Genomic DNA, 12163 nt, shown 5'->3' on the forward strand with positions numbered 1-12163 from the left:
ACGCGGCACCGGGTTGTCTCATCGTTATGAGTAGAGAAGCTTAGGGCCGAAGGCGCGCGGCGAACCATGCATCCTATGCATAGGCACTATACGCAGCGGCGTATTGCGTTTGCCATCAACGCGTTATCGGCCCGTCCGGACGGACAGTTCGACGTCGTCCGCGAACGGCATCGACAGGTAACCGGACGCCGGCGCGCGCATGCGGGCGAGGTAGTCCGGGCTGTGGTCCGCATTGTCCGCGACGATCGCCGCGCCCGGGCGCAGATGCGGTTCCAGCAGCGCGAGCACGTCGGGATAGAGCGCCTTGGCGCCGTCCAGCAGCACGAGATCGATGGCATCCGGCAGGTCGCCGGCCAGCGTCTGCAGGGCGTCGCCCGTGCGGATCTCGACGAGGTCGAGCAGGCCCGCGGCAGCCAGGTTGGCGCGCGCCCGCTCGACTTTCGCCGGCTCGAATTCGCTGGTGACCAGGCGCCCGCCGCCATTGTCGCGCAGCGCGGCGGCCAGGTGGATGGTCGAGATGCCGAACGACGTGCCGAATTCGACGATGGTCCTGGCCCGGCTCGAGCGGGCCAGCATGTAGAGCAGGACGCCGGTGCCGCGCGACACGGGCAGGGCGAGGTCCTTCAGGCGGCCGTACAGGTCGCGGTAATCCGTCTTGCTGCGCATGAGGCGTTGCAGTTCCGCTTCCGGCAGGTCGCGGCAGGCGGCCAGCGGCGATTCGGCATCGGTCTCGGCGAACAGGCGCGCCAGCAGCGGGGCGACGGGGTCGGTGGCGAGAGTAGTCATCGTGGTTCCTTGTGGTGGTGAGTGGGTCCGGTTATTATGCGAATATTCCTTCAGGTTTTCTATTCGCATTCCCGGAGCCCCCGATGACCGAACGCCGCCGCCCCCAGATCGCCTCGCGCAAGGCACCGAAACAGGCCCGATCCAATGGGCTCGTGGCGGCCGTGCTGGAGGCGGCTGTTCAGGTTCTGGCGGCGGAAGGGGCGCAGCGCTTCACGACGTCGCGCGTGGCGGAAAAGGCGGGCGTCAGCGTCGGGTCGCTGTACCAGTACTTCCCGAACAAGGCGGCGATCCTGTTCCGCCTGCAGAGCGACGAATGGCGCCGCACGACGGCCATGTTGTCCGCCATCCTCGCGGACACGGCGCGGCCGCCGCCGGACCGGTTGCGGTCACTGGTGCACGCGTTCGTGCGCTCGGAATGCGAGGAGGCGGCGATGCGCGTGGCGCTGAACGATGCGGCGCCGCTGTACCGCGACGCCCCCGAGGCGCGCGCGGTGCGGCAGTCGGGGGAAGAGGCTGTGCGGACGTTCCTGGCCGAGGCGCTGCCGGGGGCACCGGAGGCCACGCGGGCGCTGGCGGCCGATCTGCTCACCGATACGCTGTCGGCGGTCGGCAAGCAGTTTTCGGAGCGGCCGCGGACGGAGGGGGAGGTCGCGGCGTACGCGGATGGGCTGGCGGATATGTTGTGTGCGTGGCTGGAGAAGCTGGCCACTGCGCCATGAGCCGTCGCCCCGGCGAAGGCCGGGGCCCAATTCTGTTGAGCAGTCGCGACCCAAACAAACTTGGATTCCCGCCAAGGCGGACGGCTAGTCCGGGAACGACTTTCACGGGTCAGCGACCCAGTACCTTGGCCAGGTACTCGTGATGCGTCGGCACCGTCGCGACCGCCGCCGCAAGCTGGGTCGCGCGCTCGCGCACCCATTCGAGCGACTGTTCCTCCGGGATCAGCTTCAGGGTCGGATCGCTGCGCGCCGGCCAGTTCTGCATGCCCGCGTGGATCGCGAGCCAGCTGTGGCCGTCGAAGCCTTCCTCGTCGTACTGGTGCAGCACACCCGTTTCGCGCCATGCGTGCAGCTTGTAGGCCAGCGTCTCCGGCAGCTCCGTGGCCGCCATGGCTTGCCAGAACGGGGTGTCGCGGCGCGCGGTCAGGCAGTAGTGCATCAGGATGAAGTCGCGGATGCGTTCGAACTGGCGCGTGAGGCCCGTGTTGTACGCGTCGACTTGGTCCGGCGCGACGGGGCTGCCCCGCTGCAGGAGGGTCATCAAACGGCCGACGCCCACCTGCACGAGGTAGATGCTGGTCGATTCGAGTGGTTCCAGGAAGCCCGTCGCGAGGCCGATGCCGACGACGTTGTGCGACCAGAATTTGGCGCGGTGTCCCGTCGTGAAGCGCAGCAGGCGCGGCTCCGCCAGTGCCTCGCCGTCGAGCTGCCGCAGCAGCTGGTCGCGGGCCTTTTCTTCGTCGATGAAGCGGGACGAGAACACGTGGCCGTTGCCCGTGCGGTCCTGCAGGGGAATGCGCCACGCCCAGCCTGCGTCGAGCGCCGTCGCGCGCGTGTACGGCGTCAGGTTGTCGCCCACGCGGGCGGAGGGCACGGCCCAGGCCCGGTCCACGGGCAGCCAGTGCGAGAAGTCGACGAACGGTTCGCCCAGCGTGCGGCCCAGCAGCAGCGAGGAGAAGCCGGAACAGTCGATGAACAGATCGCCCTTGACGACGCGGTCGTCGTCCAGCTTCAGCGACGCGATGCCGCCGTCCGGCCGGCGCGCCACGTCGACGACCTTGCCCTCGGTGCGGCGCACGCCGCGCTTCAGGGCGATGTCGCGCAGGAAGCGGGCATACAGGTTCGCGTCGAAGTGGTAGGCGTAGTTGAAATTCGCGGCGTCCTTGCCGGGCGCGCAGAAGCGGTCGTTCATCGCCATCACGGTCGGCAGGCATTGCTCGCCGAACGCGGGCAGGTTGGCGCGCGGGTGCCGGCGGTACTGGCCCCACAGCGACTCGGGGCCGTTCAGCATGCCGAAGTCGCCGAACGTGTGGTAATAGTCCTCGCCCTTGACGCGCCAGTCGCGGAACCGGATGCCCAGCTTGTACGTGCCGTTCGTCGCGCGCAGGAAGTCCGCTTCGGGGATGCCGAGGATCTGGTGGTAGTTGCGGATCGACGGGAACGTCGCTTCGCCGACGCCGACCGTGCCGATGTCCTCCGATTCCACCAGTTCCACCGTCGTGCCCTTCAGGCCCGTCGCGAGGGCCGTCGCGGCCATCCAGCCGGCCGTGCCGCCGCCGAGGACCACGATGCGTTCATAAGTCATGCTGTCTCCCTGTTTGTATGCATGCTGATTGTACTGATGTCTTTACGGCGCGCAAGAAACTTTTAGCGCTGGACAGGAACTTGCGGCCGAGTGTTGTGAAAACGGTTTCATTCCGGAGTATGATTTGGATGTTCGCGCTAACAAAAAACGTTTACACAAGGAGACAGCATGCAGACGAACATCCTCCGCGCCGCAGCCCTCGCCGCCGCGCTGTGCGCCGGCACCGCCCACGCGGCGCCGTACCCGTTCCAGGATCCGAACCTGGCCCCGCAACAACGCATCGCCAACATCCTGGCGCTGATGACGCCCGACGAAAAGATCGCCGCGCTGTCGACCGATTCCGGCGTCGCGCGCCTCGGCATTCCCAGCTTCGGCAGCACGGAAGGCATCCACGGCCTCGTGCAGCGGGGCGAATCAAAGCGCCAGCGCCAGCCGATCCCGACGACGCAATTCCCGCAGCCGCCCGGCATGGGCGCGACCTGGGACCCGGAGCTCGTGCGCCAGGCCGGCGCCGTGCAGTCGACGGAAGCCCGCTACATCACGCAGAGCGCGCAGTACAAGCATCCGATGCTGATGCAATGGGGCCCGCAGGCCGACCTCGCGCGCGACCCGCGCTGGGGCCGCAGCGAGGAAGTCTATGGCGAGGACGCGTTCCTCGTCGGGACGATGGCGACCGCGTTCACGCGCGGCATCCAGGGCGACGATCCAAAATACTGGCGCGGCGCGGCGCTCCTCAAGCACTTCCTCGCCAACAGCAACGAGAACGGGCGCGGCAACTCGACGTCCGACTTCGACGACCGCCTGTTCCACGAGTATTATGCGGCGCCGTTCCGCATGGCGTTCGAGGACGGCGGCGCGCGCGCCCTGATGGCGTCGTACAACGCGTGGAACGGGACGCCGATGGGCGTGCACCCCGTGCTGCGCAGCCTCGTGATCGGGAAATGGAACGCGGACGTGATTTCGAGCGACGGCGGCGCCATCGGCAACTTGGTGAAACTGTATAAACGGTATCCGGACCAGAAGGCGGCGGCCGTCGCGGGCCTGAAAGCCGGCATCAACCAGTACCTCGACAAATACCAGGACGAGCTGCGCGCCGCGCTGAAGGAGGGGTCCATCACGGTGGCCGATCTCGACGAGGCGCTCGCGCGCAAGTTCCGCACGACGATCAAGCTGGGCCTGATCGACCCGCCGGCCGGCAATCCGTATGCCGCGATCAAGGACGGCCCGGCGCCGTGGGACAGCGCGGCGCACAAGGCCGTGTCGTTGAAGATGGCGCTGGAATCCATCGTGCTGATGAAGAACGACGGCCGCGCGCTGCCGCTCGCGAAGCCGCGCATCAAGCGCATCGCCGTGATCGGACCGCATGCGGACAGCGTGCACTGGGACTGGTATGGCGGTACCGCGCCGTACACGGTGACGGCGCTGGCCGGCATCAAGGCGGCCGTGGGACCGGGCGTGAAGGTGAACTATGCCGCCGACAATGCGAACGACGCGGCCGTGAAGGCGGCGCGCGACGCGGACGTGGCCATCGTCGTCGTCGGCAACGACCCGACCTGCGGCCCGAACATGGCGCACGAGTGGACGGACGCCGGCACGAAGCCGTGCGCCGACCCGGGCGATGGCCGCGAGGGGCGCGACCGCGAGACCCTGGCGCTCGCGCAGGAAGGCCTGGTAAAACAGGTGCTGGCGGCGAATCCGCGCACGGTGATGGTGCTCGTGTCGAGCTTCCCGTACACGATCGGCTGGGCGAAGGAGCACGTGCCCGCGATCGTGCAGATGGCGCATGCGTCGCAGGACCAGGGCACGGCGCTCGCGCAGGTGCTGTTCGGCGACTACAACCCCGGCGGCAAGCTCGTGGCGACGTGGCCGGCGGCGGAATCGCAGCTGCCGCCGATGATGGACTACGACATCCGCCACGGCCGCACCTACATGTACTTCAAGGGCCAGCCGCTGTTCCCGTTCGGGCACGGCCTGTCCTATACGACGTTCAAGTATGGGAAGCTGCGCACGAGCGCGCCGGCGCTGGCTTCCGGCGGCACGGTCGACGTCGACGTCGACGTGACCAACACGGGCAAGGTGGCGGGCGACAGCGTCGTCGAGCTGTACGCCGCATGGCCGAAGTCGCAGGTCGAGCGGCCGCGCCAGGCGCTCGTCGGCTTCCAGCGCGTGAACGTGAAGCCGGGCGAGACGCGCACGGTGCGCATCCCGCTCGCGGCGCAGCGCCTCGCGTACTGGAACACGCAGGCGGGCCGGTTCGAGGTCGAGCCGGTGCCCGTGACGCTGATGGTGGGCGAGTCGTCGGCCGACATCAGGCTGACGACGACGCTGCCCGTGAAGCGCTGACCCGCGCCAGGTGACGGCCGAGCCGCCAGCCCAGGCACAGCAGGGTCAGGGTGGGCGGCAGGCCCCACGGTCCGGGGATGACGGACGCGTCGCACACGTACAGGCCCGGCGTCGGCGTCGCGAGGTCCGCGTCCAGCGCCTGGCCGATGGGCACCGTGCCGCCCGGATGCGCGGCGAAATGGTGGCTGGCGAAGATGTGATGCGCGCCGGTGGCTTCGAGGATGCCGCGCGCCTGCGCGATGCCGGCATCGAAGCGGCGCCGGTCTTCCGGCGCCAGCGTCTTGTCGACCCAGCGCGGGCCGACGCTGCCTTTGACCTCGTCGCGGATCTTGACCATGATCGTCAGCGTGCGGTCGTGTGCCAATAACCGGTCGACCCGGCCCGCCTGCGCCGCGAACGCCTGGTACATGGGGCGGGGCAGCGTGAGGTCGGCCAGGCCGATCCCGGCCTCCGGGTCGTCATGCCCGGCCGCCATCGGCACCTCGGCGCCGCCGCCCTCGATGCCGTCCACCGTGCCCATCACGGCCACGACGGGGTCGCTGAAGAACGGCGCGGGGCCACCCAGCAGGCCGGACGCGCGCAGGATGCGCGGGCTGCCGATGCCGCCCGCGGCCAGCACGACGAGGCCGGCGCGCAAAGTCTCCGTCCGCCCGCCGACGTTCGCTTCGACGCCCACGGCGCGGCCATCTTCCACCAGCACGCGCGTGACGTGCGCGTGGGTGGCGAGCCGCGCGCCGCGCGCGCAGGCGTCGTCGACCAGTTCCCGGGCCGACCACTTCGCCCCGAACGGGCAGCCGTAGACGCAGCGCCAGCATCCGGTGCGGCACGCGGCCGGGCGGATCATCTTGTCCAGCTTGCGCCACGCGAGCCCTTGCGCGCGGGCGCCCGCGGCGATGCGTGCGGCCATCGGGCCGACCAGATCGTCCGGCAGCGGCGCCATCGACAGTTCCGCGCGCCAGGCGGCCAGCGCCGGGGCGAGGTCGATGCCGTGCCTGGCGAACATGGCGGCGGGCGGCGGCGCGGCGGTGGCGAAATTGATGGTCGACGTGCCGCCGGTCGTCAGCGCGCGCACGAGCAGCGACAGGTCGCGGTGCAGGAACGCCCCCTTGCCGGGCACGGCGGCCATGCCGGCCATCTGCGTCAAGGTGCCCGCGAGCGGCGCCGCGCCGCCGGCTTCCAGCATCAGCACGCGGACGCCGGCCCGCGCGAGCTCGCGCGCGACGCTGGCGCCGCCGGGGCCGGTGCCGGCCACGATGACGTCGAAAGAAGGGGAGTTCGCGGACATCCGGCATTGTAGCGTGCACGCCGTCATGCACGCCGGTCCGTTATGTACTATCATAAGTTACATGAGAACCGACAGCAAACTTTCCTCGATCCTGCACCTGCTGCTGCACATGGCCCACAGCGACCGTCCGCTGACGTCGGAAGAGCTGGCGGGGTTCCTGCACACGAATCCCGTGCTCGTGCGGCGCACGCTGGCCGGCCTGCGCGAACGGGGCTACGTCGCGTCGGAGAAGGGACATGGCGGCGGCTGGTCCGTGACCGCCGACCTGCACCGGGTCACGCTGCGCGACGTGTACGACGCGGTGGGCGCGCCGACCGTGTTCGCGATCGGCAATCGCGTCGAGCGGCCCGGCTGTCTCGTGGAACAGGTCGTCAACCAGTCGCTCGGCGATGTGCTCGCGGAAGCCGAGGCGTTGCTGCTCGCGCGCTTCGCGCAGGTCACGCTGGCGGAACTGTCCGAGCGCTTCAACGCGCAGTATCCCCAAGGAGGAACACATCATGCACACCCATCCGAATGAGTCCGAATTCGACGTGATCGTCGTGGGCGGCAGCTATGCCGGCCTGTCGGCGGCCACGCAGCTTGCGCGGGCGCGCCGGCGCGTGCTGGTCATCGACGGCGGCCGGCGCCGCAACCGCTACGCCGACCGCTCGCACGGCTTCCTCACGCAGGACGGCACGGAAGCGGCGGCCATCGCCGCGCAGGCCCGCGCCCAGCTGCGGGCATATCCCACAGTCGCGTGGGCGAACGAGACGGCGGTGGCGGCTTGCAGCGCCGGCGCCGGTTTCGACGTCGCGCTGCCGGATGGCGGCACGGTGCGGGGCCGCCGGCTGATCCTCGCGACCGGCGTCGCCGACACGCTGCCGGCCGTGGACGGCCTGGAGGAACGCTGGGGCACGAGCGTCTTCCACTGCCCGTACTGCCATGGCTACGAACTGGATGAAGGCGCCATCGGCGTGCTCGCGGCGGGCGAGGCGTCGCTGCACCAGGCGCTGATGCTGCCCGACTGGGGCCAGGTCACCCTGCTGCTGAACGGCGCGTTCGAACCGCAGCCGGATCAGCTGGCGGCATTGGCCCGGCGCGGCGTGGCCGTCGAGCGCACGCCGGTCGCACGCATCGAGGGCCGGGCCGATGTGGTGCTGCGGGACGGACGCCGGCTGCGGCTGGCGGGACTGTTCGTCGCGACCCGCACGCACATCGCCAGCCCGCTGGCCGAGCAGCTGGGCTGCGCGCTGGAAACCGGTCCGCTGGGACCGTACGTCGCGACCGACGCGCAGAAAGCGAGCAGCGTGCCGGGCGTGTTCTGTTGCGGCGACATGGCGCGGCCCGCCGGCAACGTGGCGCTCGCGGTCGCGGACGGCGCGCTGGCGGGCATCGCGGCGCACCGTTCCCTGATTCCGGAGCTGGCCGTCCTGGCGTGACGCGCGGCATGCCTCGCCGCGCCCTTGACGCCTTACGACGTCATGCGGTTCCAGCCCGACCGCACGGCCGCCTTCATGCGTTCCCACGTGGACGAGCCGCTGCTGCCGTAGCGGGTATCCCAGTCGCTGCGCAGGTCGGATTCCACGTCGTCCCAGTTGCGACCCTGGTAGCGGGCGTCGCGCCGCATCTCGTTGCCGTAGCGGTAGGCCGGCGCGTAGTCGTCGTAGGTGCCGCCCAGGCTGGCGTAATTCGTCTGCCAGTCGTTGCGGTAATAGGTGTCGTCGTCGTCGAGCGCGCTGCCCTGCAGCGGCTGCACCTCGACTTCCGTGTGGCGCACCGTGTCCTGGATGTTTTGCTGGCGCTGGCTGACTTCCTTGCCGACGACGACTTCCTCGACCACGCGCGCGGACTTCTGCACGACGGCTTCCTCGGCCGTTTCGCGCAGTTCGATCGTCTGGTCCTTGAGCGCGGCGACGTCGGCCGGGTTGATCGGCTGGTCGACCGGACGGCGTTCCACGCTGACGTGTTCCTCGCGCAGCGACACCGTTTCGTTCACGGGCGTCTCGACCATGCGCGAGAACACGCGCACGCCGCCCCGTTCGACCTGGCGCTTGCCGACCCGGACTTCTTCCTGCACGACCGGGATCGCGGCCTTGCCGGTGGTCTGGTCGACGGCCGTCTCGCGCTGCAGCGAGTCCGAACGCAGGGTCGAATCCGAGAGGCTGCCCGACAGGTTGCCCGTCTGCGTCCCCGCCTGCATCGAGCCGGCGGCCAGCGACGGCGACGTCTGCGGCTGGTAGGCGCTCGTGCCCAGCGATGCGGCGTTGCCCGCCAGGTCGTGGCGCTCGTCGATGTCGATGGGGCCGAAGCGTTCGATCACGTCGGCGGCGCGTTCCACTTCCGGTTCCGACGACGTGGTCAGGGTCAGCACGTGCTGGCCGCCGGCGACCGCGGTGGAATAGCGGGTCGCATGTTCGTCGTGGTCCGAGCCGAACAGGTTGTCGAAGAAGTGCTTGATCGAGGCGCCCACGCCTTCCTCGTGGGTCGCGCCGAGCGTCGTGCCGGCCGTCGTCGTGGTGCCGGACAGGTCGGCGCTGGAGACATAGACGTTGTCGCGGGTGAAGCCCGATGCCAGCAGTTCGTCCATCGCGTTCTGGGCATCGCTGCGGTTGTCGAACACCGCTACGAGAGTATGTTGCATGATGCGTCCTCCGGTGAATGTCACGTGGGTGAAGTGTCGCCGTGCTCGTCGAAGCGCTCGACGCTGACCTGCTCGGACTTGAGCATGACCGTGTCGACGTGGTGTTCTTCGCGGCGGGTGCGCGTGATGTGGAGCTCTTCCTTGATGCGCAGCCGCCGTTCGACGACCAGCACTTCCTCGAGAATCGGTACCACGAGCGTTTCCCCTTCGTAGCGGGTCGCGGGCGCCTGGTCGAGCGGGACGATGCGGTCCACCGGCACATGGTGGACCTCGACGTCGTCGCGCAGCAGGCGCTCGTCGATCCGGCAAGGGGTCTCGGCGACAGTCTTGTGGATGCGTACGCCGCGACCCGTGTCGACGATCCGTTTCTCGACCCACGCCTCCTCATGGACCACGGGAACCCGCAAGAGCTCCTGTTTTTCCTGATCGGGTATTGATGAGTCAAGGGACACGGTCCGCCTCCGGGTTCACGACACTGGAGCGACCGAGATTACTCTATTGGCCACGGTTCCCGCGCACCGTTGCCTCCCCACAATCGAGACTGTAGGACAGGACGCTACACGCCATTACGGCCGACGCAGCGCGGCAAGCACGTCCGCCGGCACCCGCAGCGCCGTCCCGTGGCGCATGCGCCGCGCCGTGCCTTCGTCCGGGAAGTGCATCTGCGCCGTCACGTCTTCCCAATGCACGAGATCGCGCGAGCGCAGCGCGCCGTAGTGCTTCGCCGTGTAGGCGTCGTAGTACACGATGACGTCGTCGCCCACCTGCAGCGCCGTCGGCCCCTCGGTCCACAGGCCGGCGGGCGAGATCGGCGCGCCCAGCGGTTCGAACGGCCCCTGCAGGCCGGCGGCGCGCGCCAGCTGCAGGTACTTGCGGGGCGGGTGGCGCGTCTCGTCCTTCACGAGCAGCCAGTCGCCGCGGTTCGTGCGCAGGAACGTCGCGTCGATGACGGAAAAGCCCGGATCGTAGAACAGGCGCGTGGGCGTGAACGTGACGAAGTCGCGCGTCGTCGTGGCGTAGATGCGGTGGTTGTACTTGTTGGCGCCGGCGTCGTCGCCGGCCGCTTCGGATGCCGCGAAGCGGCCCGGGATCGTCGACGACCAGAAGATCAGGTACTCGCCGCGCTTCTCGTCCCATGCGATCTCCGGCGCCCACGCGTTCAGGGTCGTCGGCTCGTGCGCCATTACGGGCAGCTCGCGTTGCGCCGACCAGTGGACGAGGTCCGGCGACGACGCGTAGCCGATGCCCGTCTCGTTCCAGCCGCTCGTCCATACCATGTGGTAGACCCCGTCGGGGCCGCGCACGATGCACGGGTCGCGCATCAGTTTTGCCTTGCCGACTTCAGGCTGGAGATAGCTGCGGCCGCCGTTCAGCGCTTCCCAGCGGTAGCCGTCGACACTCCCGGCCAGGTGTAGGCCGTCCTGGCCGTTGTCGATGAAGTAGGCGAAGACGTAGGCGTCTGTTTGCGATGCCGGTTTGATGCCGGCGCAGCCGGCCAGGGCAGCAAGACCGAGGGTCGAGAGTAAGGTACGGCGTTTCATTTGTGCTCCTCGTCGCCCAGCGGGCGCTCTGCGGTATGGTGGGGACTCGGCGGTACGGCAAACGCCGCGGCCGGATCGGGATGGGCGGGATCGAATGCGAAATCGTCGACGATGAAACCGGCGGCCGGCACGCGCGCCTGGCGCAGGCCCAGCACGACGGCCTTCGCCAGCTCGTAGCTGCCGTAGCTGTCGTGGTGCGTGTTGTCCAGGCGGCCCGGCGCGGGCGCCGCGAACGCGGCCTTCGAGCCTTCCGGACCCAGCGCCTCGTAAAAGGTTTTGCTCATCGCGTTGAGGTCGATGAACGGCACGTTCAATTCCTGCGCGGACTGGCGCGCGGCCTCGGCGTAATCCTTCAGCGACGGGATCACGCGGCCATCGGCATCGAAGCCGCGCCGCTCCATCGGCGACACGATCACGGGCAGGCCGCCGTGCGCGCGGACGGCGTCCACGTGGGCCTTGATCTCCGCCTTGTACGTCGTGAACGGTCCGCCCTTGCCAGCCTTGATCTGCTTCTGGTCGTTGTGGCCGAACTGCATGAGGAGCGTGTCGCCCGGCTTCATGCCGCTCACGATCTTGTCCAGCCGGCGGCGCGCGAGCGAGTCGCGGTACGTCTCGCCCGATTCGCCGTGGTTGGCGACGGCGATGCCGGGCTTGAAGAAGCGCGGCAGCATCTGGCCCCAGCTGTTGTACGGTTCGGCCGGCTGGTCGCAGACGGTCGAATCGCCCAGCAGGTACAGGGTCGGCACGTGCGCCGGCGCGATGGCGATCGTGCGTACGGCCGGGTGCGCGCCGTTGATTTCCAGCGTCAGGCGCGGGTCCCAGTTCCACGCTTCCTCGACCGTTTCGCGCGGCGCTTTCAGCTTGACTTCGCCGCCGGTCGGGATCTTCGGCGTGCGCACGTTGACGGTGAACGTCTTCGTGACGGTCTCGCCCGGCCTGGTCGCCACGTTTTCCAGCATCAGCCGGCGCAGTTCGGATTTCACCGTCGTCGCGGTCGCGGCCGTGTCGTCGCCCAGCGTGACGGTCACCGTGTAATTCCCTTCCGGGAGATCGACGGAAAAATAATAGGGATGGACGCCGTCCGGCCGGGCGCCCGGCTCCAGGCCGTAGCCGCGCGCGCCGCTGTAGGCGGCGTCGACGGGCGTGTAGCCGGCCGGCGCCTTGCCGGACCCGAAGGCGAATTTCCAGCCTTCGGCGGCATGCGTATTCGCCGCGCAGGCAGCGAGAAGCAGGGCGCTGATCGCCCCGCGGATCGATGGGTTCATGGTCTTCCTGTGGTTCCAG

The 12163-nt window shown here is 69.1% G+C and carries 11 protein-coding genes; 4 read left to right on the forward strand and 7 right to left on the reverse strand.

The features are described 5' to 3' along the window. Positions 1-123: 123 nt before the first annotated feature. Positions 124-786 carry an O-methyltransferase gene (locus ACL58G_RS18705; protein WP_440962753.1) on the reverse strand — a complete coding sequence of 221 codons (663 nt, stop codon included), beginning with the start codon at positions 784-786 and terminating at the stop codon, positions 124-126. Positions 787-869: 83 nt separating this feature from the next. Between ACL58G_RS18705 and ACL58G_RS18710 the strand changes: the two genes are divergently transcribed. Continuing rightward, positions 870-1505 carry a TetR family transcriptional regulator gene (locus tag ACL58G_RS18710; protein ID WP_440962754.1) on the forward strand — a complete coding sequence of 212 codons (636 nt, stop codon included), beginning with the start codon at positions 870-872 and terminating at the stop codon, positions 1503-1505. A 109-nt stretch (positions 1506-1614) separates the two neighbouring features. On the opposite strand, the gene ACL58G_RS18715 is transcribed toward ACL58G_RS18710, so the two are convergent. Further along, on the reverse strand, positions 1615-3090 hold the full coding sequence (locus tag ACL58G_RS18715) for a tryptophan halogenase family protein (RefSeq protein WP_440962755.1): 1476 nt from the start codon (positions 3088-3090) through the stop codon (positions 1615-1617). Positions 3091-3258: 168 nt separating this feature from the next. On the opposite strand from ACL58G_RS18715, the gene ACL58G_RS18720 reads away from it, so the two are divergent. Continuing rightward, a complete protein-coding gene (locus ACL58G_RS18720) occupies positions 3259-5433 on the forward strand; it encodes a glycoside hydrolase family 3 C-terminal domain-containing protein (RefSeq protein ID WP_440962756.1) in 2175 nt (724 codons plus the stop codon). On the opposite strand, the gene ACL58G_RS18725 is transcribed toward ACL58G_RS18720, so the two are convergent. Next, a complete protein-coding gene (locus tag ACL58G_RS18725; RefSeq protein WP_440962757.1) occupies positions 5399-6718 on the reverse strand; it encodes a GMC family oxidoreductase N-terminal domain-containing protein in 1320 nt (439 codons plus the stop codon). The two genes, ACL58G_RS18720 and ACL58G_RS18725, sit on opposite strands and share 35 nt — an antisense overlap. 61 nt (positions 6719-6779) lie before the next feature. On the opposite strand from ACL58G_RS18725, the gene ACL58G_RS18730 reads away from it, so the two are divergent. Both ACL58G_RS18730 and ACL58G_RS18735 read left to right on the forward strand, forming a co-directional pair. Then, entirely contained in the window at positions 6780-7235 is a 456-nt protein-coding gene (locus ACL58G_RS18730; RefSeq protein ID WP_440962758.1) for an Rrf2 family transcriptional regulator, read from the forward strand. Continuing rightward, positions 7216-8136 (forward strand): NAD(P)/FAD-dependent oxidoreductase, encoded by a 921-nt coding sequence (locus ACL58G_RS18735; RefSeq protein ID WP_413388998.1) that lies wholly within the window; start codon positions 7216-7218, stop codon positions 8134-8136. The genes ACL58G_RS18730 and ACL58G_RS18735 overlap by 20 nt, the downstream gene beginning before the upstream one ends. A gap of 32 nt (positions 8137-8168) precedes the next feature. Here the strand turns inward: ACL58G_RS18735 and ACL58G_RS18740 are convergent, their stop codons facing one another. The 4 genes from ACL58G_RS18740 to ACL58G_RS18755 form a co-directional block, all read right to left on the reverse strand. Next, complete coding sequence (locus ACL58G_RS18740) at positions 8169-9338, reverse strand: DUF2382 domain-containing protein (RefSeq protein WP_413388997.1); 1170 nt, start codon at positions 9336-9338, stop codon at positions 8169-8171. Positions 9339-9358: 20 nt separating this feature from the next. Then, positions 9359-9733 carry a DUF2382 domain-containing protein gene (locus tag ACL58G_RS18745; RefSeq protein ID WP_440962759.1) on the reverse strand — a complete coding sequence of 125 codons (375 nt, stop codon included), beginning with the start codon at positions 9731-9733 and terminating at the stop codon, positions 9359-9361. 171 nt (positions 9734-9904) lie between these two features. Continuing rightward, positions 9905-10879: a glycoside hydrolase family 43 protein gene (locus tag ACL58G_RS18750; protein ID WP_440962760.1), complete on the reverse strand. Its 975-nt coding sequence runs from the start codon at positions 10877-10879 to the stop codon at positions 9905-9907. Further along, complete coding sequence (locus tag ACL58G_RS18755) at positions 10876-12144, reverse strand: rhamnogalacturonan acetylesterase (protein WP_440962761.1); 1269 nt, start codon at positions 12142-12144, stop codon at positions 10876-10878. The genes ACL58G_RS18750 and ACL58G_RS18755 overlap by 4 nt, the downstream gene beginning before the upstream one ends. Positions 12145-12163 lie beyond the last annotated feature (19 nt).

The sequence above is a fragment of the Massilia sp. GER05 genome (genome assembly GCF_052056005.1).
In the GTDB taxonomy this organism is placed as follows: Bacteria; Pseudomonadota; Gammaproteobacteria; order Burkholderiales; family Burkholderiaceae_D; genus Telluria; species Telluria orientalis.

What these genes read in the sequence shown, in the direction of transcription:
- ACL58G_RS18705 (WP_440962753.1), bottom strand. Translation starts at nt 786, where the DNA reads ATGACTACTCTCGCCACCGACCCCGTCGCCCCGCTGCTGGCGCGCCTG.
- ACL58G_RS18710 (WP_440962754.1), top strand. Translation starts at nt 870, where the DNA reads ATGACCGAACGCCGCCGCCCCCAGATCGCCTCGCGCAAGGCACCGAAA.
- ACL58G_RS18715 (WP_440962755.1), bottom strand. Translation starts at nt 3,090, where the DNA reads ATGACTTATGAACGCATCGTGGTCCTCGGCGGCGGCACGGCCGGCTGG.
- ACL58G_RS18720 (WP_440962756.1), top strand. Translation starts at nt 3,259, where the DNA reads ATGCAGACGAACATCCTCCGCGCCGCAGCCCTCGCCGCCGCGCTGTGC.
- ACL58G_RS18725 (WP_440962757.1), bottom strand. Translation starts at nt 6,718, where the DNA reads ATGTCCGCGAACTCCCCTTCTTTCGACGTCATCGTGGCCGGCACCGGC.
- ACL58G_RS18730 (WP_440962758.1), top strand. Translation starts at nt 6,780, where the DNA reads ATGAGAACCGACAGCAAACTTTCCTCGATCCTGCACCTGCTGCTGCAC.
- ACL58G_RS18735 (WP_413388998.1), top strand. Translation starts at nt 7,216, where the DNA reads ATGCACACCCATCCGAATGAGTCCGAATTCGACGTGATCGTCGTGGGC.
- ACL58G_RS18740 (WP_413388997.1), bottom strand. Translation starts at nt 9,338, where the DNA reads ATGCAACATACTCTCGTAGCGGTGTTCGACAACCGCAGCGATGCCCAG.
- ACL58G_RS18750 (WP_440962760.1), bottom strand. Translation starts at nt 10,879, where the DNA reads ATGAAACGCCGTACCTTACTCTCGACCCTCGGTCTTGCTGCCCTGGCC.
- ACL58G_RS18755 (WP_440962761.1), bottom strand. Translation starts at nt 12,144, where the DNA reads ATGAACCCATCGATCCGCGGGGCGATCAGCGCCCTGCTTCTCGCTGCC.